The 21,169-nt window shown below is 72.3% G+C and carries 17 protein-coding genes and 1 riboswitch; of the genes, 9 read left to right on the top strand and 8 right to left on the bottom strand.

Going from position 1 to position 21,169, the window contains the following annotated elements; translation table 11 throughout:
* Window positions 1-7 precede the first annotated feature (7 nt).
* Together ACFYZF_RS11520 and ACFYZF_RS11515 are read left to right on the top strand one after the other, a co-directional pair.
* Window positions 8-1,465, top strand: coding sequence for a glycosyltransferase (locus ACFYZF_RS11520; RefSeq protein WP_387018615.1), 1,458 nt, complete (start codon window positions 8-10; stop codon window positions 1,463-1,465).
* Window positions 1,462-3,597, top strand: a complete 2,136-nt coding sequence (locus tag ACFYZF_RS11515) for a glycosyltransferase (protein WP_387018612.1) — start codon at window positions 1,462-1,464, stop codon at window positions 3,595-3,597. Before ACFYZF_RS11520 ends, ACFYZF_RS11515 begins: the two co-directional genes overlap by 4 nt.
* A gap of 78 nt (window positions 3,598-3,675) precedes the next feature.
* Here ACFYZF_RS11515 and galE read toward each other — a convergent pair whose 3' ends face one another.
* The 4 genes from galE to ACFYZF_RS11495 form a co-directional block, all read right to left on the bottom strand.
* The gene (gene galE, locus ACFYZF_RS11510; RefSeq protein WP_387018610.1) at window positions 3,676-4,719 is read right to left on the bottom strand and encodes a UDP-glucose 4-epimerase GalE; all 1,044 of its coding nucleotides are present in this window, start codon (window positions 4,717-4,719) and stop codon (window positions 3,676-3,678) included.
* Between the two features lie 5 nt (window positions 4,720-4,724).
* A complete protein-coding gene (locus ACFYZF_RS11505) occupies window positions 4,725-5,735 on the bottom strand; it encodes a Gfo/Idh/MocA family protein (protein WP_387018607.1) in 1,011 nt (336 codons plus the stop codon).
* Window positions 5,732-6,841 carry a DegT/DnrJ/EryC1/StrS family aminotransferase gene (locus ACFYZF_RS11500; protein ID WP_387018604.1) on the bottom strand — a complete coding sequence of 370 codons (1,110 nt, stop codon included), beginning with the start codon at window positions 6,839-6,841 and terminating at the stop codon, window positions 5,732-5,734. Before ACFYZF_RS11500 ends, ACFYZF_RS11505 begins: the two co-directional genes overlap by 4 nt.
* A 91-nt stretch (window positions 6,842-6,932) precedes the next feature.
* Entirely contained in the window at window positions 6,933-7,613 is a 681-nt protein-coding gene (locus tag ACFYZF_RS11495; RefSeq protein WP_387018602.1) for a TetR/AcrR family transcriptional regulator, read from the bottom strand.
* Between the two features lie 161 nt (window positions 7,614-7,774).
* Here ACFYZF_RS11495 and ACFYZF_RS11490 point away from each other — a divergent pair, with 161 nt between their 5' ends.
* The 4 genes from ACFYZF_RS11490 (at window position 7,775) to ACFYZF_RS11475 (ending at window position 12,866) form a co-directional block, all read left to right on the top strand.
* Window positions 7,775-8,677, top strand: a complete 903-nt coding sequence (locus tag ACFYZF_RS11490) for an ABC transporter permease (RefSeq protein WP_387018599.1) — start codon at window positions 7,775-7,777, stop codon at window positions 8,675-8,677.
* Window positions 8,670-9,470: an ABC transporter ATP-binding protein gene (locus ACFYZF_RS11485; protein ID WP_387018596.1), complete on the top strand. Its 801-nt coding sequence runs from the start codon at window positions 8,670-8,672 to the stop codon at window positions 9,468-9,470. The genes ACFYZF_RS11490 and ACFYZF_RS11485 overlap by 8 nt, the downstream gene beginning before the upstream one ends.
* Before the next feature lie 143 nt (window positions 9,471-9,613).
* The gene (locus ACFYZF_RS11480; protein ID WP_387018594.1) at window positions 9,614-11,116 is read left to right on the top strand and encodes a D-ribitol-5-phosphate cytidylyltransferase; all 1,503 of its coding nucleotides are present in this window, start codon (window positions 9,614-9,616) and stop codon (window positions 11,114-11,116) included.
* A gap of 43 nt (window positions 11,117-11,159) precedes the next feature.
* Window positions 11,160-12,866, top strand: a complete 1,707-nt coding sequence (locus ACFYZF_RS11475) for a CDP-glycerol glycerophosphotransferase family protein (protein WP_387018591.1) — start codon at window positions 11,160-11,162, stop codon at window positions 12,864-12,866.
* Between the two features lie 151 nt (window positions 12,867-13,017).
* Here the strand turns inward: ACFYZF_RS11475 and ACFYZF_RS11470 are convergent, their stop codons facing one another.
* The 4 genes from ACFYZF_RS11470 to ACFYZF_RS11455 form a co-directional block, all read right to left on the bottom strand.
* Entirely contained in the window at window positions 13,018-13,881 is an 864-nt protein-coding gene (locus tag ACFYZF_RS11470; RefSeq protein ID WP_387018588.1) for a C39 family peptidase, read from the bottom strand.
* Between the two features lie 223 nt (window positions 13,882-14,104).
* Window positions 14,105-14,247: riboswitch (cyclic di-AMP (ydaO/yuaA leader) on the bottom strand.
* 317 nt (window positions 14,248-14,564) lie between these two features.
* The gene (locus ACFYZF_RS11465; RefSeq protein WP_387018587.1) at window positions 14,565-15,326 is read right to left on the bottom strand and encodes a hypothetical protein; all 762 of its coding nucleotides are present in this window, start codon (window positions 15,324-15,326) and stop codon (window positions 14,565-14,567) included.
* A gap of 130 nt (window positions 15,327-15,456) precedes the next feature.
* Window positions 15,457-15,849 (bottom strand): hypothetical protein, encoded by a 393-nt coding sequence (locus tag ACFYZF_RS11460; protein WP_387018584.1) that lies wholly within the window; start codon window positions 15,847-15,849, stop codon window positions 15,457-15,459.
* Window positions 15,850-16,013: 164 nt separating this feature from the next.
* The gene (locus ACFYZF_RS11455) at window positions 16,014-17,237 is read right to left on the bottom strand and encodes an acyltransferase family protein (RefSeq protein ID WP_387018582.1); all 1,224 of its coding nucleotides are present in this window, start codon (window positions 17,235-17,237) and stop codon (window positions 16,014-16,016) included.
* Window positions 17,238-17,543: 306 nt separating this feature from the next.
* Between ACFYZF_RS11455 and ACFYZF_RS11450 the strand changes: the two genes are divergently transcribed.
* The 3 genes from ACFYZF_RS11450 to ACFYZF_RS11440 all read left to right on the top strand — a co-directional run bounded on the left by ACFYZF_RS11450 (window position 17,544) and on the right by ACFYZF_RS11440 (window position 21,093).
* Window positions 17,544-18,869 (top strand): polysaccharide pyruvyl transferase family protein, encoded by a 1,326-nt coding sequence (locus ACFYZF_RS11450; protein WP_387018579.1) that lies wholly within the window; start codon window positions 17,544-17,546, stop codon window positions 18,867-18,869.
* Between the two features lie 108 nt (window positions 18,870-18,977).
* Window positions 18,978-19,613, top strand: a complete 636-nt coding sequence (locus tag ACFYZF_RS11445) for an alpha-ketoglutarate-dependent dioxygenase AlkB (RefSeq protein WP_387018577.1) — start codon at window positions 18,978-18,980, stop codon at window positions 19,611-19,613.
* A 133-nt stretch (window positions 19,614-19,746) separates the two neighbouring features.
* Entirely contained in the window at window positions 19,747-21,093 is a 1,347-nt protein-coding gene (locus ACFYZF_RS11440) for a uracil-xanthine permease family protein (RefSeq protein WP_387018574.1), read from the top strand.
* Window positions 21,094-21,169: the final 76 nt, after the last annotated feature.

Raw genomic sequence — 21,169 nt, 5'->3', positions numbered from 1 at the left:
CCGCGACGTGTCGACATCCCCTCCGACCGACCGACCGTCCGCCGCCGACCGCGGCCGCCGCCCCCACCTCATCTATCTGGCCGTCGGTTTCCCGCCCGCCGCCAAGAGCTGCGCGTACCGGATGCGGGAGACCGCGAACCAGTTCCGCCGGATCGGCTGGGACGTCACCGTGGTGACCATCGAGGCGGCCTCGTGGGAGCGGGATTCGGGGCTCGACTACACCCTCCTGGAACAGGTCGACCCGGAGATCAAGGTGGTCGAGCTGCCGCTGGCCCGGGAGGACCTCGAGACCGACGTCCGGAAGTTCAGCGAGGAACGCGCGCTGCGTCCGGCCAAGTGGCTGGCCAACCTGCGTAAGCGGGAGAAGAGGATCTTCCCCGAGCCGGTCTTCGGCAGCTGGCGCGGCGCGCTGGAGCAGGCGGTGCTCGACGTCCACCGCCAGCACCCGGCCGACCTGCTGCTGGCCAGCTGCGTGCCGTACGTGAACCTGGCCGCGGCGTGGAAGCTCTGGGAGACCCACGGTGTGCCGTACGCGGTCGACTTCCGCGACGGCTGGTCCCTCGACGTGGTCCACGGCGGCCCGGCGTTCACCCCGGACTCGGACGCCGGGGTCTGGGAACGGCGCATCCTCGACCACTGCCAGTCGCTCTGGGTGGTCAACGACCCGATCGCGGACCACTACCGGGAGCACTACCCGCACGTTGCGGACCGGGTGCACGTGGTCCGCAACGGGTACGACAAGGACAGCGTGCCGATAATCCAGCCGCGCCGTCCCGACCCGGAGACCGGACTCACCTTCGGCTACCTGGGCACCGTCAACTACACCAGCCACCAGCTGGGGGTGGTGCTCAACGCGTGGCGGGAGGCTCGGAAGCAGGAGCCGCTGCTGCGCAACGCCCGGTTCGAGATCCGCGGCCACATCGGCGCGGGCGCGAACCGCGAGGCCAACGGCCTCACCGAGCTCATCCGCGAGGCTGAGGTCGACGGAGTCTCGTTCGGCGGGCCGGTCCGCAAGGCGGAGGTCGCCGAGACGTACGCCGGGTGGGACGCCCTCGTGCTGATCCTCATCGGCGGTCGCTACGTCACCTCGGGCAAGGTGTACGAGTACATGGCCGCCGGCCTGCCCATCGTCTCGGTGCACGAGGTCGACCACGACGCCTGCCGGGTGCTCGACAGCCATCCGCTCTGGACGGGCGCCTGCGGCCTGGACGAGATCCGGCTGGTGGACAGCTTCCGGGCGGCCGCGCGGATGGTCGCCACGGCGACCGAGGAGCAGCGGGCTGCGGTCCGGGCTCACGCCGACCCGTTCACGAGGGAGAGCCTGATGCGCCGGGCGGTGGAACAACTGGCGGAGCACGTCCTCGACGCGCCGACCGACCTGCCGGTCAACGGCGCCGTCGTGCACCCGTCGAGCGAGCCGCTGCCGAAGGACGAGGCCGAGCGAGCTGGTGGGGTGCGCGTATGAGCGACGTATTGCTGGTGGCGGGCGTGGTTCCGCAGCCGGGGATCCTGAACATGGCGGTGCAGCGGCTGCGCGAGGCCGGGGCCCGGGTACACCTCGTCGGCGCGGTCAACGCCGACGAGTTGCCGGCCGGCCTGCAACTCGACGGGCTGTGCGCACTGCCCGAGGACATCTCCAAGGCCACCCCAACCCGCGCCGCCGCCCGGGCGGTGCCCGGTGAGCGGGTGTGGGCCCGGATCCGCCGGGAGCCGTGGGCCCGGGAGCGGAGCCGCACCGCCGACGTACTGGTGGCTCTCGACTCGCACGCCGTCTACACCGTGTGGCGGATGGCCCAGCGCAACCGCACCGCCGACGCCCGCTACGGCACTCAGGCCGCGGTGCAGGCGCTGGCGGAGCGGGAGGCTCGCACCTCCCCCGGTCCGCTACAGCGGCTGACCAACGGCATTCCGTCGACCGCCGTGGTCCGGCAGGGCGTGAACCGCCTGATCAACGCCGCGCCACGGGCAGCGGTCAACGCCGCGACCGCCCGGCCGATCATGCGCAGCAAGGCCGGCACCCAGCTCTGGCTGTCCGCGGTGAAGGCCCCGAAGATCTCGGACTCGCTGCGCACCAAGGTGGCTCACCAGGTGGCCAAGGGGATGGCCTGGGCGGACCGTCCCGACGGCGAGGCGCTGATCCTCACCGCCACAGCCAACAAGCTGCGCAAGCCAACCGCCCAGGCCAAGATGCTGGGCGAGGCGGCCAGCCGCGAGCTGAAGGCCGGTATGCCGCCCCGGGACCTGGACGCCGCGGTCAGGGCACTGCTCGCCGTCGCCGACCAGCGGCACCGGGCGGACGAGAACGCCGCGGCGGCCGACCTGCTCAATCGCGCCATGACGCTGGCGTTCGACCGGGTGCTGCACATCGACCAGCTCACCTCGCCGCTGGCGGAGGACCCGGAGGGCTTCGTCGCCCCGTTCCGTCGGTCGCTCGCGGCGACCACGGTGGCGAGTCCCCGGGGTCGCAGCCAGCCGGCCGCGCCGCCGCCGACCGACCGGCCGCTGCGCCTGCTGATCGCGACCAGCGCGAACGACAACTTCCTGAAGCTGATCCGGGACCACTACGACGCCCACCCGGGGGTGGAGGTCCGCTTCCTGGACCTGGCCGCGAACGCCGCGCTCAAGAGCGTGACCTGGGCATCGAAGCCGATGTTGGAGCACCGACTCACGGCCGACGAGACACCGTACGGGGAGAAGGCCGAGGACCGGATTCGGCCGCACCTCGACTGGGCCGACACCGTCTTCGTGGACTGGTGCGTCGCCCCGGCCGCTCTGTTCACCATGGTCGACCCGGGTAGCACCCGGATCATCGTCCGGCTGCACAGCTACGAGGCGCTGTCCCGCTGGCCGTACATGGTGGACTTCTCCCGGATCGACGATCTCGTCTTCGTCGCCGACCACATCAAGGACCTGACCACCGCGCTGGTTCCCTACCTCCAGGGGCCGGACGCGCCCCGGATGCACGTGCTGGACAACGCGATGGACCTGCGCGGCTTCCGGATCGACAAGCCGGCGAAGGCCCGCTTCCAGCTTGGCATGGTCGGCATCAGCCAGGTGGCCAAGGATCCGCGCTGGGCGATCCAGGTGCTGCGGCTGCTGCGCGAGCGCGACGACCGGTACCGGCTGCTGCTCGTGGGCGGCGACATGAACCCGGACGTCAGCGTGGCCAGCCGGGAGTACCTGGAGGCGTTCAACCGCGACGTGCGGGAACTGGAGGCCAGCGGGGCGGTGCAGCGGCTCGGCGCCACCAACGACGTGCCGAAGATGCTCAGTGACATCGGCGTGATCATCAGCTCGTCGGTGCGCGAGGGCTGCCACTGCGGCCTGATGGAGGGCGCGGCCAGCGGTGCCGTCCCGGTGGTCCGCGACTGGCCGTTCTTCGCCGGACGGCCGAACAGCGCCCGGACCTTGTACCCGGAGGGCTGGGTCATCGACAGTCCGGAGGAGGCGGTGCAGCGGATCCTGCAGACCACCGCGGACGACGAGACCTGGCGCGCGGTCGGCCGGGAAGCGTCGGCGTACGCGCTGCGCGAGTGGGACTGGTCGGTGGTGAAGCACCAGTTCGACGAGCTGCTGCTGGGCGACGCGCAGTCCTGACCCGAACGATGACGGCCCCACCGGTCTGACCGGTGGGGCCGTTGTCGTCATGCGCTCGCTACGGGCTGCGCCGTCGGTTCAGCGCGGGCTGGGCACCCGGCCGGCCGGAGTCCGCTCGGCGTCCTCCTCCGGGCCCAGCACGCTGTCGCGCAGCTCCGCCCACTGAAGGGAGTGCTGGATGCCCTCCGCCAGCGAGAGGGTCGGAGCCCAGCCCAGCAGACGCCGCGCGCGGTCGCTGCGGGTGTAGGTGCCGGCCGAGTCGCCCGGGCGGCGGGGCGACACCACGGTGGGGATCGGCCGATCGAGCACCGTGTTGAAGGCGTCCAGCAGTTCCCGGACCGTCGTGCCGTTGCCGCTGCCGAGGTTGATCACCTCGTACCGGCGGTCGCCGTCCAGCACTGTGTCGAACCGGCGCAGCGCCTCGACGTGGGCTCGCGCCAGGTCCCAGACGTGTACGTAGTCCCGGATGCCGGAGCCGTCCCGGGTCGGCCAGTCGGCGCCGGTGAGGTGGAAGGCCGATCCGGTTCGCGCTGCCTCGATCATCTTGCCGAGCACATGCGACGGACGGGCCAGTTGCAGGCCGGTACGCATCTTCGGGTCGGCACCGACCGGGTTGAAGTAGCGCAGAGAGATGACCCGCAGCGGGTACGCGCGGGAGCTGTCCTCCAGCACCCGCTCCATCATGGCCTTGCTCTCGGCGTAGGGGCTGGTCCCGGCGACCGGGGACGTCTCGTCCACTGCGAAGTCCTCGCCGGGCTGGTAGATCGCCGCGGAGGAGCTGAACAGGAACCGTTCGCAGCCGTTGTCGACCAGGGCGTCCAGGAACTCGACGGACTTGGCGACGTTCTCCCGGTAGTAGCGCAGCGGGTGCTCCACCGACTCCGGCACCACGATCAGCGCGGCACAGTGCACCGCCGCCTCGATGTCCGGGTGCTCGGCGAAGATCCGGTCCACCAGAGCCCGGTCGGCGATGTCGCCCCGGTAGAAGACCCGGTCCTCGACGAACTCGATCCGCCCGGTGTTGAGGTTGTCCAGGATGATCGGAGTGATGCCCTCGTCCAGGCAGGCTGAGGCGATGGTGCTGCCGATGAAACCGGCGCCGCCGGCGATCAGGACCTTCACCGCGCTCAGCCCTGACCGTCCGCCGGGATAGACACGACGGAGCCCCCGGCCGCGGAGCGGAGCACCGCGTCGGCAACCTCCACGGTCCGCAGACCCTGGCGCAGGGTGACGATGTCGTTCTCCTTGCCCTCGACCGCGTCGCGGAACCGCTCGTGCTCGACGAGCAGCGGCTCCCGCTTCGGGATCGCGAAGCGCACCATGTCGCCCTCGGCCACCCCGCGGAACGCGCGCAGCGCCTCCCACTCGGTGTCGATCGCGCCGTTGGCGTAGAAGGTGAGGTCGGCGGTGAGCGTGTCGGCCACGAAGCAGCCCCGGTCGCCGGTGATCACCGTGGACCGCTCCTTGAGCGGGCTCAGCCAGTTGACCAGGTGGTTGACCATCGTTCCGTCGGAGAGCTGGCCGACCACGGAGACCATGTCCTCGTGCAGCCGGCCGCTGCGCGACACCGTGCGGGCCGCCACCGAGCTGTACTCCTGGCCGGTCACCCAGGCGGTCAGGTCGATGTCGTGGGTGGCCAGGTCCATCACCACGCCGACGTCGGCGATCCGGTGCGGGAACGGCCCCTGCCGCCGGGTGACGACCTGGAAGACCTCGCCCAGTTCGCCGGCCTCCAGCCGGGTACGCAGGCTCTGCAGGGCCGGGTTGTAGCGCTCGATGTGACCGACGCCGGCGACCAGGCCGGCGGATTCGAACGCCTCCACCAGCTTGGTGGCGGCCTCGACCGACTGGGCCAGCGGCTTCTCGATCAGCGCGCAGACCCCGTTGCCGGCCAGCTCCAGGCCGATCCGCTCGTGCAGCGCGGTCGGGCAGGCGACCACCGCGTAGTCGATGCCCATGGCCAGCAGGTCGGCCAGCTCCGGCACGACCGGTGCGCGGAGCGTGCCGGTGACGTCGCCGGCCGGGTCGACGATGCCGACCAGCTCGACGCCGTCGAGGCCGGAGAGGACCCGGGCGTGGTTACGCCCCATCGCGCCGAGGCCGATCAGGCCGGCGCGCAGCTTGCGACCCGCGGTCACCGGGCACCACCGGCGAGGTTCGCGCCCTCGGCGATCCGCTCGAGGTCGGCCTGGCTCAGCGACGGGTGCACCGGCAGGGAGATCACCTCGGCTGCGGCCCGCTCGGTCTCCGGCAGCTCCCACGGACCTGGCGTGCCGTCCTGGGTGAGGTACGGCTTGAGCCGGTGGATCGGGGTCGGGTAGTAGACGGCGTTGCCGATCCCCAGCTCGGTCAGCCGGGCCTGGGCGGCGTCCCGGTTGCCACGGACCCGCACGGTGTACTGGTGGTACACGTGCTTGGCGGCGTCGGCCACCGGCGGGGTCACCATCCCGGTGATGGCGGAGTCGAGGAACTTGGCGTTCGCCCGGCGCTGCTCGGTCCAGTCGCCGAGCTGACCGAGCTGCACCCGGCCGATGGCGGCGGCCACGTCGGTCATCCGCATGTTGGCGCCGACGATCTCGTTGGCGTACCGCTGCTCCATGCCCTGGTTGCGGAGCAGCCGCAGGGTGCGGGCGAGGCCGGCGTCGGCGGTGCTGATCATGCCGCCCTCCAGGGCGTGCATGTTCTTGGTGGGGTAGAAGCTGAAGCAGCCGGCGGCACCGAAGGCGCCGACCGGGGTGCCGTGCAGGGAGGCGTAGTGGGCCTGGGCGGCGTCCTCGACGACCGCCAGGCCGTGCCGCTCGGCGATGGCCATGATCCGGTCCATCGCGGCGGGGTGCCCGTAGAGGTGCACCGGCATGATGCCGACGGTCCGCGGGGTGATCGCGGCGGCGACCGCCTCCGGGTCGACGCAGAAGCTGCCGGGCTCGATGTCCACGAAGACCGGCTCGGCACCGACCAACCGGACGGCGTTGGCGCTGGCCGCGAAGGAGAACGACGGCACGATGATCTCGTCGCCCGGGCCGAAGCCGAGCGCCATCAGGGTCAGCTGGAGCGCGGACGTGCCGGAGTTGACGGCGACGCAGTGCCGCCCGGCGACGAACTCGCCGAACTCCTCCTCGAACGCCGCCACCTCGGGCCCCTGCACCACCTTGCCACTGCGCAGCACCCGCACAGCTGCCTCGATCTCGGCTTCGCCAATGATCGGCCGCGCCGGTGGGATGAAGTCTGGGTGCTGCCCAGCCATGGGGGATCCTCCTGTGTCGGGTGGTGGCGGTGGGGGTTCGGATGGCGATACTAGCCGGTACCTGCGTGGCCGAGCCGTGCGACCGCGACGTTCACGCGCCGACCCGGCGCGGTTCAGATTCGGGCAGTGCGCGGTCGTCCCACACTTCTTTTTCCCGATCCGGTAAGTCAGCACATGCTACTCGCAATGCCGCGACGACGGCCGTCGCCATGGTGCTCAACTGTGCGGCGTCGAGGGATGCCCGGGAGATCGTCAACCGCCAGTAGACCGGGCCGACGATCAGATCGGCCACGGCCCACGGGTCGGCGCCGGTCGGCAGTTCGCCGCGGGCGACCGCCCGGCCGATCACGATCTCGCCGAGCCGGACCTGGTAGTCGCGCATCGCCCGGTGGAGGGTCTCGGCGATCTGCGGGTTACGCGCCGCCTCCGCCAGCAGGTCCGGGATGATCTGCGAGGCCAGCGGGTGTCCGAGCGCCGTCGAGGCGGCGAGCAGCAGCACCTCCACGTCGCCGCGCAGGCTGCCGGTGTCCAGCAGGGGCAGCCTGCGCCCCGCGACCGCGGTGACCATGTCGAGCACCAGATCGAGCTTGGAGCGCCAGCGGCGATAGATGGCGGTCTTGCTGACACCGGCCCGCCGGGCGACCGCCTCGATCGAGAGGCGTCCGTAGCCGACTTCGGCCAACTCTTGCATGACGGCAGCGCGGATGGCCGTGGTGATCTCACCACGCAGCACCGCCGCACCGGCCGGGGCACGCCTCTTCTCCGTCGTCACGTGGGACAATGTAGCGCAACGACGATACGGTTGCGTCCCGACGTGGTTTGGACTACCTTCCACGCAGCAGCGAGGCACCCTCTCCGCACCGGCGACGCCGAATTTCTCGCCGCGACACATCACCTGCTCCCCATCGGCACGAAAGATCGGAGCGCCTGACCATGGCCAACACCGCGGTGGCCGACCCCGAATCCGGGCTGACCCGGGCCCAACTCGCGAAGCGCTACGGTCTGCGGGTCGCCGGGGAACGCCCTTCCCTGGCCGAGTACGCCCGCAAGCTGTGGGCATACCGACACTTCATGGCCGCGTACTCGCGGGCGAAGGTCGCCTCGACGTTCAGCAACACACAGCTCGGCCAACTGTGGCAGGTGCTGACCCCGCTGACCAACGCGGCGGTCTACTACCTGATCTTCGGCGTGATCATGTCCCAGCACCGGAACGTCCCGAACTTCATCGCGTACCTCTGCACCGGCGTGTTCGTCTTCATGTTCACCCAGACGGCGGTGCAGAACGGGACCAGCGCGATCACCAGCAACCTGGGGCTGATCCGGGCCCTGCAGTTCCCCCGGGCCGCGCTGCCGATCACCGTCACCCTGGTGCAGTTCCAGCAGCTGCTCATGTCGATGGTGGTGCTGGCGGGCATCGTGCTGGTGACCGGTGAGCCGCTGACCTTCCGCTGGTTGCTGCTCCTGCCCACCCTGGCGCTCCAGACGGTCTTCAACGTCGGATTGACCATGGTGATGGCCCGACTCGGCTCGAAGCTCACCGACCTCAAGCAGGTCATGCCGTTCGTGATGCGGACCTGGCTGTACGCGTCCGGCGTGCTCTACCCGGTCGTGCTGTTCCGGGAGCACCTGCCGAGCTGGGCGGCGTCCCTGCTGGAGTGCAACCCGCCGCTGATCTACATCGAGCTGGCCCGGTACGCGCTGCTGGAGTCCAACCAGGCACAGATGGTGACGTCCCCCCTACGGCTCTGGACGCTCGCGCTGGCCTGGGCCGTCGTCATGGGGATCGGCGGATTCGTCTACTTCTGGCGCGGAGAGAAGGAGTACGGCCGTGGCTGACCAGACCCAGCCGGCGGGTGGTGCCGCCGTGGTGGACGCCGGGCGGATCCCCACCGTCGTCGTGGACGACGTACACGTGATCTACCGGATCCACAAGGGCGCCACCGGCGGCAGCAGCCCGGTTTCCGCCCTGAAGCGCATCGTGTCCCGGACCAACGCGCCGAACATCCGCGAGGTGCACGCGGTCAAAGGGGCGAGCTTCACCGCGTACCAGGGTGAGGCGATCGGACTGATCGGCAGCAACGGCTCGGGCAAGTCGACCCTGCTACGGGCGATCGCCGGGCTGCTCCCACCGGCCCGGGGCGCGGTGTACACCATGGGCCAGCCGTCGCTTCTCGGCGTGAACGCGGCCCTGCTCAACGACCTCTCCGGTGAGCGCAACGTGGTGCTCGGCTGCCTGGCCATGGGCATGCACCCCGACGAGGTCAAGCGGCTCGCCCCCGACATCATCGAGTTCTCCGGGATCAACGAGCGGGGCGACTTCGCCTCGCTGCCGATGCGGACCTACTCCTCCGGCATGGGCGCCCGGCTCCGCTTCGCCATCGCCGCCGCGAAGAAGCACGACGTGCTGCTGATCGACGAGGCGCTGGCCACCGGTGACCGCAAGTTCCGGGCCCGCAGCGAGGAGCGGGTCCGGGAACTGCGCGCCAGCGCGGGCACCGTGTTCCTGGTCAGCCACTCGATCAGCTCGATCCGGGACACCTGCGAGCGGACCATCTGGCTGGAGGGCGGCGTCCTGAAGATGGACGGCCCCACCGACGAGGTCTGCAAGGCCTACGAGGGCCACAAGTAGGACGACGGAGCGCGCCGGTCGCGGCTGCCCCGGACGGCGCGCTCCGTCACCCGCGTTAAGGTTTCCCTCGACCCCGGTCAGAATTCACCAACCGGTCATCGAGGCGCGAATCCCCCACCCCCGCGCAGAAGTGAGGAACGGCAATGACGCAGGACCGCACCGCCGCACCGGACGCCACGCCGGCCAGCCCGGCTCCCTGGCGCCCCTCGCGGACGGTGGCGGTGGTCCTCGCGGGGGGCACGGGGACCCGGCTGGGCCTGGGCATCCCGAAGCAGCTACTGAAGATCGCCGGCAAGCCGATCATCGAGCACACCCTGGCGGTCTTCGAGGCGGCCCCCGAGATCGACGAGATCATCGTGCTGATGGCCGCCGGGCACGTCCCCGACGCCCAGCAGATCGTCGACAAGGCCGGCTTCCGCAAGGTCAGCAAGGTCATCACCGGCGGTGACACCCGCAACGCGACCACCCGGATCGCCCTGGACGCCATCGGCGAGGGCGACGTCAACATCCTCTTCCACGACGCGGTGCGCCCGCTGCTCAGCGGCCGGATCGTCCGGGAGTGCGTGAACGCGCTCTGGACCTACACGGCGGTCGACGTGGCGATCCCCTCGGCCGACACGATCATCCAGGTCGACGAGAACGAGTGCATCACCGACATCCCGGTCCGCTCCACCCTGCGCCGGGGACAGACCCCGCAGGCGTTCCGCTCGGGCACCATCCGGGAGGCGTACCGGATCGCCGGGGGTGACGCGAACTTCGCCGCCACCGACGACTGCGGCGTCGTGCTGCGCTACCTGCCCGGCACCCCGATCAAGGTGATCGACGGCTCGGACGAGAACATCAAGGTCACCCACCCGGTCGACGTGCACCTCGCGGACAAGCTCTTCCAGCTCGCCGCCGCGCAGGCACCCCGGCTGACCGACCACCGCTCCTACACCGAGGAGCTGACCGGCCGGACCGTCGTCGTGTTCGGCGGCAGCTACGGCATCGGCCACGAGCTGACCGAACTGGCCCGCCGCTACGGCGCGCAGGTCTTCCCGTTCAGCCGCTCCAGCACCGGCACCCACGTCGAGCGGGCCGCCGACGTCGAGGCCGCGCTGAAGACCGCCTTCGAGGCCACCGGCCGGATCGACCACGTGGTGGTCACCGCCGGCGTCCTGGAGAAGGGCGAACTGGCGGAGATGGACCAGGAGACCATGGACCGGGTCCTCCAGGTCAACTTCGTCGGCCCGGTCACCGTCGCCCGGCAGGCCCTGCCGTACCTGCAGCAGACCAAGGGCCAGCTCCTGCTGTACACCTCCAGCTCGTACACCCGGGGCCGGGCCCGCTACGCGCTCTACTCGGCCACCAAGGCCGCGCTGGTCAACCTGACCCAGGCGCTGTCCGACGAGTGGGCCGAGTTCGGCGTACGGGTCAACTGCATCAACCCGGAGCGCACCGCCACCCCGATGCGCACCAAGGCGTTCGGCGAGGAGCCGGAGCACACCCTGCTCGCCGCGGAGACCGTCGCCCAGTCCTCGCTGGACGTGCTGATCTCCGAGCTGACCGGGCAGGTCATCGACGTCCGGCGGGCGCTGGGCGAGGGGCCCGCCGCGAACGTTCCCGCCCAGGGCGCGCCGACGGCGACCCCGGCCACGGCCGGCTGAGCGACGACGCCCACCGCGACACGGCGGGAGAAGCGGGAACGACATGCGTGGTGACCTGGTCAGGAAGCTGACCGCCCGGGTGGCGACCACCGGCCTGGCGGTGCTGGCGTTCCTCGCCCTCGCGCTGACCGGGGCGACCGGCTGGGGGCTGGCGCTCGCGGTGGCGGCCCTGGCCGCCGCCGGCTGGGAGCGCCGGGTCCGGCCGGCCGCCGACAGCACCGCCGAGTCGGTGCTGCTCGCGGCCGGCATCCTGGTCGGGTACGCCCGCCGGCTCGACGCCGGCTTCGACCCGGCGCTGGCCGCCACGGCCCTGGTGCTGCTGGGGCTGGTGCTGCTGGTGGGGCCGCTGCGGCAGGCCGGGGACCTGGAGATCCGGGCCGCCAACCTACCGGCCCGGTCGTGGGCCCCGCTGGTCGCCGGTCGGCTGGCCGACGCCCTGCTGGTGCTGCTCGCCGCGGTGGCGCTGGTCGCCGCGCTGGCGCTGCCGGCGTACGTCGCCCTGCTGCTGGCGCTGGGCGTCGGCGCGGGCGCCGGGGCGGTGGCCCTGGACCTGGCCCGCCGGCGGTTCCGGCCGGGCACCGGGGGCAGCGCGGTGACCCGGGCGCTGCGGGCGCACCAGCCGGAGTTCCTGCTGCACTTCTCCGCCCCGCCCGGGTCGGAGTACCAGGTCACCATGTGGCTGCCCTACCTGGAGCGGATCGGCCGGCCGTTCCTCGTGATGGTGCGGGAGCCGGAGTTCCTCGCCCCGATCGCCGCGGCCACCACCGCGCCGGTGGTGTACTGCCCCACCCTGAAGGCGATGGACGAGGCGCTGGTGCCGAGTCTCAAGGTGGCGTTCTACGTCAACCACGGGGCGAAGAACAGCCACTGCATCCGGTTCACCCAGCTCACCCACGTGCAGATCCACCACGGCGACAGCGACAAGGCGCCCAGCGCCAACCCGGTCTCGGCGATCTTCGACCGGATCTTCGTGGCCGGCCCGGCCGCGGTCGAGCGGTACGCCCGCGCGGGGGTCGACATCCCGGCGGAGAAGTTCGTCGTGGTCGGCCGCCCGCAGGTCGAGTCGATCGAGGTGCACCGGGAGCCGGCAACCGGCCTGCCGAACCCGACGGTCCTCTACACCCCGACCTGGACCGGCCACCACGCCGACGCGAACTACTGCTCACTGCCGGTGGGCGAAGCCATCGTCCGAGGGCTGCTGGCCCGGGGCGCGACGGTGATCCTGCGCGCCCACCCGTACACCGGGCAGAATCCGGGGTCGGCGCGGCAGCTCGCCCGGCTCACGGAGCTGCTCGCCGCGGACCGGGCCCGCACCGGCCGGCAGCACGTCTGGGGCGCTGCGGCCAGCCGGGAGATTTCCCTGGTCGACTGCGTGAACCGGTCCGACGCGCTTCTCTCGGACGTCTCCGGGGTGATCTCCGACTACCTCTACTCCGGCAAACCGTACGCGGTCACGGACATGGGCGGCGACGGCGACCGGTTCGTCGAGCGGTTCCCCCTGGCCGGCTCGGGCTACGTGCTGCGACGCGACGCGGCCAACCTCGACGAGGTGCTCGGTCACCTGCTCGACACCGACCCCCAGGCGGCGGCCCGCTGGGCCACCCGCTCCCGCTACCTGGGCGACTTCCCCGCCCACCAGTACGCCGAGGCGTTCCTGGCGGCGGCCCGCCGCGAACTGACCCCGACCTGGACCCCACCCACTCCCCGCCCGACCCCCACCCCGCCCTCCCCCGCCCCCTCCCCCCGGTGATCAAGAGGTTCGCGTCAGGGTTGAGGTTGGAGCTGACGGGTTCGGTCACGGCCGCAGTGCCGGCCGGCACCCCGGACGCCGCGGTGCCGGCCCGGGACGGCACCGGGCCCCGGCTCACGGGGAGAGCCGGGGCCCGGTGGGGGGAGGGTGATCAGGCCGAGTAGCCCCTGGTCGCCGCCCAGTGCGCCAGGGCCGTGGTGCTGATCCAGTACGCCGAGGCGGCCGGGTTGGCCGAGTCGGCGATCCGCACGGTACGGCCTTCGTTGCGGTAACCCACGACGGCGATGTAGTGGCCGCCGGGGAAGGAGTGCCAGCCGCCGTCGACGTCGGTGGCGTCGCCGGCGATGTTCACCACGACGCCGCGCCCGGCGCCGACCGCCTTCACCACGTCTGCCTTGAGCCGGTCGATCTGCGCCCCGGTGGCGGCGCCGCCCGGGATCATCCGGGTCTGGTACGGGTCGCCCTTGACCATCGCGTTGAGCACCCGGGTGGTGTCCTCGGCCGAGTTGGTGCCCATCTCGGTGGTGCCGAGGCGGCTGGCCAGCCCGTCCTGGGTGCTCCCGACGCCGGTGGCGGAGAGCGCGTTGCGCACCGCCGCGGGGCCGCAGTAGTAGTAGGTGGTCTGCGCCTGGTACGCGTAGTCGAGAACCTTCGACGACGGCGTCTTCGGGGTGGCCGGCTTCGCCGTGGTCTGCTTCGGGGCCGCCTTGGTGGTCAGGTCGGGGTTCGGCGCGGCCGTGGTGGCGCTCGGCGACGGCGAGGCGCTGGAGGACGGGGTCGCGCCGACCCGGGCCTGGGCGCGGCTGGCCGCGCTGTCGAGGCGGGGTGCGATCTCGGCCACGGCGGCATTGGTGGTCTGCCGGGGGGCGGGGGTGTCGTCGGCGCCGGCCAGCAACACACCGGTGCCGGAGGCCAGCAGGAGCGCCGCGGCCGAGCCGGCGACGACCTGGTACGGGCGCTCGGTGGCGAGACGTCGCAACTGCCGCTTGAGGTGGTTGTTCACGTGTTCCTCCACGGGGATGGGACGGAGAGCGGGGCGCCTGGGCATGCGTCGTCGCACGGTGGCGTGGACGGAGACGTCCACAGCCGGTCAGGTCGGCTCTGGGAAGATGCCCGGTCAGCCGGGCGTACGGGCGGGTGCGCCGGTCAGTTCGTCAGCCCGGGGGCGACGGACGCGGGCACCACGGCGCCGCGGTGGAGGAACAACCGAGGGATGGGGTCGCGCTGCACGAAGATGGCACTCCTTCCGAGACCGCCTACCGGGTTAGCTGACGGATTCGGGCGGGAAGATCGCCCTACCACGGGCCGTGGCCCGCGGATTCACCCCACACGTGCACTGGGTCCCCGGTTCGTGATGGTCACGATTAAGCGGGTCGGCGCGGCGTCGCCTCTTGCGATCGGGTACCGCACCGGACGGGCCGACATTACTGGCCGGTCGAGGCCCTGCCAAGCCCTTCCCACCTGCTTAAACCCTCTCCGATCAGCTTTCTTGCAACACATTGGGAACTGACGCGACTCAATGGGATTACGGGCCTTCCGGGTGCCTTCGGGCGACAACCGGACGATCAGTCTTGATCGTCGGCGAGTTATGTCGGTGGACCCACCCCGATGGGTCGACTGCCCGTTTACCCGGGCGATGTGACCGGCGTCATAAAGAAATTCGGGGCGGCACCGCGACCCGCCCGCGTCAGGGGCGGGTCAGCCGACCCGGGCCGGGTGCCAGCGGGCGGCCGGGACAGTACGGCGAGCCTCCGCCGTCGCGGCCCGGGGTGCGGGCACCCGGACGGGGCGGGCCCGCTCCGCGGCGCGGTACGCCTCGACGGCCAGCACCCGGGCGGCCTCGGCGGCCAGTTCGGCGGCATGCCAGGCGTCCCGCTCCCGGGCCGCCGCCGCCCGGTGGCCGGCCTGCCTCCCGTCCCGCACCGCCCGGGCCAGCACGACCTCCTGCTGGACCGGATGCAGCCGGGGATCCCAGCCGTCCCGGTGCGCGAAGACGTCGCAGAGCTGCCGGATGGACAGCTCGCCGCGCAGGTGGGCGGCCGTGGCCGCGTGGTGCAGCCAGCGCTCCCGGGCGGCGTACTCGGCGGGGGTGCGGGGGGTGCGCGGCGCCGGCAGTGCCCCCGCGCCGGAGAAGCGCCGCGCGGCGGCCTCCGCGTCGTCGTACGCCTGCCAGGACCGATCGAGGGCATCCTGGGCGGCCAGCCACACTTCGCGCCGCCGGCGGGCGGTCTGGGCGGCGCCGGCGGCGGCCACCCCCACCTCCTCGGCGTACCGGCGCAGGTCGACGGCCTCCTCGATGGCCGGGTCGACGGCGGGCGGGGCGGGGTCGGCCACCGGCCGGTCCCGCTGCGGGCGGGCGACCAGGGCGGTGAGGACGCCGAGCGCCACCACCAGCAGCACCGACCAGATGGTGGCGGCCAGCGGCACCTCGACGAGGAACTGGTAGAGAACGATGTCCATGGTCGGCACCTAACGGCGGGTGGATGGGGGAAGCGGGCGCTCCGCGCCACCGGGCGGGGCGCGGGGGCGCCACCGGGCCGGGCGGACGGATCCGGAGGTGAGGTCGCGAGACGGCGGCGTCGCGGACGGGTCAGCCGCGCGGCGGCGCGCGCGACCCGGCGGTCGTCGGGGCGGGGCCGACGGGCATCCGGTGCGCCGGGGCCGGGTCGACCACGGACCGGCCCACGAGGGCTGCCGGGACCACGCCGGGGTGCGCGGGGGCGGCGGCGGCGGCCCGGCCAGGGTCGACCGCACGCATCCCGGCGGCCGGGCCGGGGTCGGGGTCGGACAACCCGAGGCCGGCCGGGCTGCCCGGCGGAGACCAGGCCGCGGACCCGCCCGCGGCGTCGGTGGGCGGCGCCGGGTCGAACGACAGCGACCCGGCGCCCAGCGAGAAAGCGACCGCGACGGCCAGGCTGGTCAGCATCCGGGCGGTCCAGCGCGCGACCCACCACAAAGGACAGTTCGGCGCGGCGGGAAGCACCCGCTCACGCTACCGAAGCCTGCCGCGGGACGCACCGATGGCAGGCGTGTCGCGACGTCCCGATCGTCCGGTTCTTCCCCGGCCCGTCGGCCCACCCCACGAGTACGCCACGGGGCCGTGGGCGGCGTCCCGGGCCCCGGCGGGGCGGCGCGGGATCGGGGCGGTCAGTGCCGCTCGGGGACCGCGACCTGCTCGCGGGGGTGCTCCGGTGCGGGGACGGCCGTCGTCGCCGGGCCGGGCGGCCCCGCCGGGTCGCCGGGGACCGTCCCGCCGCCCGGAGCCGGCGGGCGGGGCCGGCGGGGCGGCCCGAGCCGGCGGGTCAGCGGCATCTCGACCCACCGGTGCAGCAGCGCGGCCAGCCCCAGGTTCACCAGTAGGAAGCCGACCACGGCCAGCGGTCCCCACCAGCCGGGCAGCCCCACGCCGAGCCGGTCGGCCAGCCGCAGCACGGTGACCATGACGAAGACGTGTACCAGGTAGAAGGCGAAGGAGACCTCGCCGAGCCAGACCATCGGCCGGGACCGCCACGGCGTCCGCGCCCCGCGCACGTCCGCGTCGGCGGCGGCTGCGATGACCAGCAGGTACGCCGCCGCGAGCAGGGCCGCCCACAGCTCGGCGCGGATCCACTGCGAGGCGACGACCCAGGTGGCCACGAAGATCACGCTGGCCGCGCTGAGGCCGGGGCCCCGCCAGCGCCCCCGGCGCAGCAGCTCGGCCGCGGCGACGCCCATCCAGAACTCCAGGGACCGCACGACGGGGAAGACCTGGGTGAACCACCAGGTGCTCTCCTGCGGCACCAGGCGCTGACCGGGCCAGAGCGCCACGATCAGCAGCGGCACCGCGACCACCACCGCCCACAGCGCCCCGGGCCGCGCCCGGCGGACCAGCGGCAGCGCGAACGGCAGGCAGAAGTAGAAGAACAGCTCGCAGGAGAGCGACCAGCTCACCGAGTTGACGCTGTAGAAGTAGCCGGGGGTCGGGTCCCAGGCCTGGAGCAGCAGGAGGTTCTCCACCGCGGCGCGGGGGTTGACCGGGTCGGCGAAGACCCACCCGCCGGTAAGCAGCACCACCGCCCACATCAGCAGGTGGTTGGGGTAGATCTTGGCTAGCCGACGGCACCAGAAGTCGCGTCGGCGGTCCCCGTCGCGGGCCGACCAGACCAGCACGAACCCGCTGAGGATGAAGAAGAACTCCACCCCGGACAGGCCCAGGGTGAACAGCCAGTCGACGACGGCCTGGTAGTCGGGCTCGGCGACGATCCGCATGGTGCCGACGTGGTACCCGAAGACCAGCAGGGCGGCGATCCAGCGCAGCCCGGTCAGCGAGGGCAGCCGGCTCGCCGGGCGGGCCGGCGGCTCGGGTCGTACGACGGTCGGTGTGCTGGTCATGCCGGCGGTCCGTCCGTCCGCAGGGTCACCAACACCGCGCCTCCTCGCCTCGTGTCGCGCCGGGCAGCCGGTGCCGCCGTGTCGTGGCGGGCCGGTGGGTCCCGCCCGCCGGGCACCCTACCCGCAGTGCCCGCCCTGCCCCCGCGTCGGCGCTCGCCGGGAGACGCGAATGCCAGAAGCAGGTGTCCGATGGCCTAATATCGCGGTCTCGGAACCCACGGGCGTGCCCTGACTCGTCGGGCCACGACCGGTCGGCGCCCGCCGGCGCACCCCGACGGGGCGGACACGACGAGAAGGACGGCACCGATGCACCAGCGGATCCTGCTCCGGGCCAAGAAGGGCCCATTCGACGTCTACTCGCCGGAGGAGACGTTCGAACGCAACTGGATCGGTGACAACACCGGCAACCTCGTGTTCAGCCACTCGGCGCACAAGATCCTGCGGACCTCGACGGCGCAGATCACCTCGTCGAAGTTCCAGGCCAACCCGCGCGACGCGGACGAGATCAACGAGCGGTACGACGTCTTCGTGGTGCCGCTGGCGAACGCGTTCCGGCGCAGCTACGCCCACCGGCTGGCCAGCATGACCCGGCTCATCGAGCGGCTGAAGATCCCGGTGGTGGTGCTGGGCGTCGGCGCGCAGACCGACGTCAACGGCGACCGGGAGTACCTGCGACCGATCGACGACGTGGTCAAGCCGTTCGTGAAGGCGGTGCTCGACCGGTCGCACAGCATCGGCGTGCGCGGCGAGATCACCGAGGGGTACCTGCGCAGCCTCGGCTTCTCCGCGGTCGACGTGATCGGCTGCCCGTCGATGTTCCTGCACGGCGACAGCCTGCGGGTGGAGAAGCGGAAGGCGACGCTCACCGTCGAAGACCGGGTGGCGCTGACCGTCTCCCCGTACGTCAAGTCGATGGCGAAGGTGATCACCTCGCACCACCAGCGCTACCCGAACCTGCGCTACCTCCCGCAGGACCTGAAGACCCTCGGCACCCTGCTCTACGGCGACCTGCCGGAGGAGCGGGGCAAGCAGGCCGCCATCCCGATCCACACCTCGCACCCGCTCTTCGTCGAGGACAAGGTGCGGATGTTCGTCGACCCGTGGACCTGGATGGACTACCTGTCCGGGTTCGACTTCAACTTCGGCACCCGCATCCACGGCACCATCACGGCACTGATCGCCGGCACCCCGGGCTACCTGTTCGCGCACGACTCGCGCACGTTGGAGCTGGCCCGGTACTTCGACATCCCGCACCGGATCATGAAGGACGTGTCGGCCGACGTGGACGCCGTCGCGCTCTACGACGAGGCGGACTACACCGCGCTGAACAACGGGCACAAGGCCAGGTTCGAGACGATGATGTCGTTCCTGGCCCGGCACGACCTCGGGCACTCCTTCGCCGACGGCGACGCCGCGGCGCGCTTCGACCGGCAGGTCGCCGAGACGAGCTATCCCCCGGCGGTCCGCGCCCAGACGGCCACCGACCCGGGCGAGCTGATCGCCCGGATCCAGTGGCTGCGCGACGGGAACCAGGAGCTCAAGAAGAGCATCGAGGAGTTGGACGCGCAGCGGCTGCGGACCCGGGTGCGGGCCGCGGTCAAGGGGCGGGTGCGCCGGATGCTCCACCACTGACCGTTGCGACATGTCCCACAGCGGATCCGCGTACGACTGCGCGGTGCGGCCGGCGGACGGCGGGACGGCAGTCGTACGGGTGTACGAACGAGCCGTTAGGGTGGGCGCATGTCCGGTGCCGCCTACCAGCCGTCGATGCTCGACCTCACCCCCGACGAGCCCTCGCTGGGCCCGCTCGCCGGCCGGCTGCGCCGGCACCCGCTCGACCGGGGCGCCTGGGTGGACCACCTGCCCGGCTGGGTTCTGGGTTCGGACCAGGTGCTCGACACCCTGCTCGCCGAGGTGCCGTGGCGGGCCGAACGCCGCACGATGTACGACGCCGAGGTCGACGTACCCCGGCTGCTCTGCTGGTACGCCGCCCGCCGGCCGCTGCCCCACCCGGTGCTCACCGCGGCGCGGGCGGCCCTGACCGCGCACTACACGCCCGAGTTGGGCGAGCCGCTCGTGACCGCCGGGATGTGCCTCTATCGGGACGGGCGGGACAGCGTCGCGTGGCACGGCGACACCCAGGGCCGCTCCGCGCACACCGACACCATCGTCGCCATCGTCTCGTTCGGCTCGCCCCGCCCGCTGCTGCTGCGCCCGCGCGGGGGCGCCGCGAGCCTGCGCTTCCCGCTCGGGCACGGCGACCTGGTGGTGATGGGCGGCACCTGCCAGCGCACCTGGGAGCACGCGATCCCGAAGACCGTCCGGCCGGTCGGGCCCCGGGTCAGCGTCCAGTTCCGTCCCGCCGGCGTCGCCTGAGCGGCCACCCGCGCCGGCGATGTGCTTCCAGATGACCCGGACCCTGCGGATATGCGGGTCGGCCGGCCTCTGCTAGAAACAACTCCCAGGGTCGTCCACGCCCCCGTCAGCACCTCGACGCGAAGGGCGTCCCATGATCCAGACCCCCACCGAGCCGCGCGCCCGCTGGTCCCCGTGGTCCCTGCACGGCAACGGCCGGTCCGTCCGCCCCGGCGACGTGGTCCACCCCGACGAGCGGCTCTCCTGGCCGCGCACCCTCGGGGTTGGCGTGCAGCACGTGGTGGCGATGTTCGGCGCCACCTTCACCGTGCCGCTGATCACCGGCTTCCCGCCGGCCACCACGATCTTCTTCTCCGGCATCGGCACCCTGCTCTTCCTGCTGATCACCGGCAACCGGCTGCCGTCGTACCTGGGGTCGTCGTTCGCGTTCATCGCCCCGGTGCTGGCCGCGAAGGCCGGCGGGGACATCGGCCCCGCGCTCGGCGGGATCGTGGTGGCCGGCGTCGCGCTGGCCGTGGTCGGTCTTGTCGTGCAGCTCGCCGGGGCGCGCTGGATCGACGCGCTGATGCCGCCTGTGGTCACCGGCGCGATCGTCGCCCTGATCGGGCTGAACCTCGCCCCGGTCGCCTGGGACGGCGGCGGCAGTGGCACCGGCTTCCGGGCGCAGCCGATGATCGCGGTGATCACCCTGGCGGTGATCCTGCTCACCACGGTTGCGTTCCGGGGCTTCCTGGCCCGGCTGTCCATCCTGGTCGGCGTGGCGGTCGGCTGGCTGCTCGCCGCCGCACTCGGCGACCTGGACCCGAAGGCCGTCGACGGGCTGCGCGAGGCGGCCTGGGTCGGCCTGCCCGAGTTCCACACGCCGCAGTTCAGTCTGCGCGCGGTCGTGCTGGTGATCCCGGTGATCCTGGTGCTGATCGCCGAGAACGCCGGGCACGTCAAGGCGGTCGCCGCGATGACCGGCCGCAACCTGGACCGGGACATGGGCCGGGCGTTCCTCGGCGACGGCCTGGCCACCGTGCTCGCCGGCTCCGGCGGCGGCTCCGGCACCACCACGTACGCGGAGAACATCGGCGTGATGGCGGCGACCCGGGTGTACTCGACCGCCGCGTACTGGGTGGCCGGGGTGGCGGCGGTGCTGCTCGGGCTCAGCCCCAAGTTCGGCGCGCTGATCCTCACCGTGCCGGCGGGGGTGCTCGGCGGCGCGACCACCGCCCTGTACGGCCTGATCGCCGTGCTCGGCGCCCGGATCTGGATCGAGAGCCGGGTCGACTTCCACGACCCGGTCAACCTGATGACCGCCGCAGTGGCCCTCATCGTCGGCGCGGCGAACTACACCCTCACCGCAGGCGACCTCTCGTTCAACGGCATCGCCCTCGGCACCGCCGCCGCCCTGGTCATCTACCACGGCATGCGCCTGGTCGCCCGCCTCCGCGGCACCACCCCGGCACCCCGTCAAGCCCCCGACCCCGACCTCTGACCCACCCCGCCCCGCCCCCGAAGAGTTGATCAAGAGGTTTGCGTCGCCGCCCGGAAGGCTTGGGCTGACGCAAACC

Origin of the sequence: Micromonospora sp. NPDC001898 (genome assembly GCF_042891255.1) — a bacterium.
Lineage (GTDB): Bacteria > Actinomycetota > Actinomycetes > Mycobacteriales > Micromonosporaceae > Micromonospora.
The sequence above is the reverse complement of the archived record's forward strand: the minus strand, read 5'-3'. Positions and strand labels throughout refer to the sequence as shown.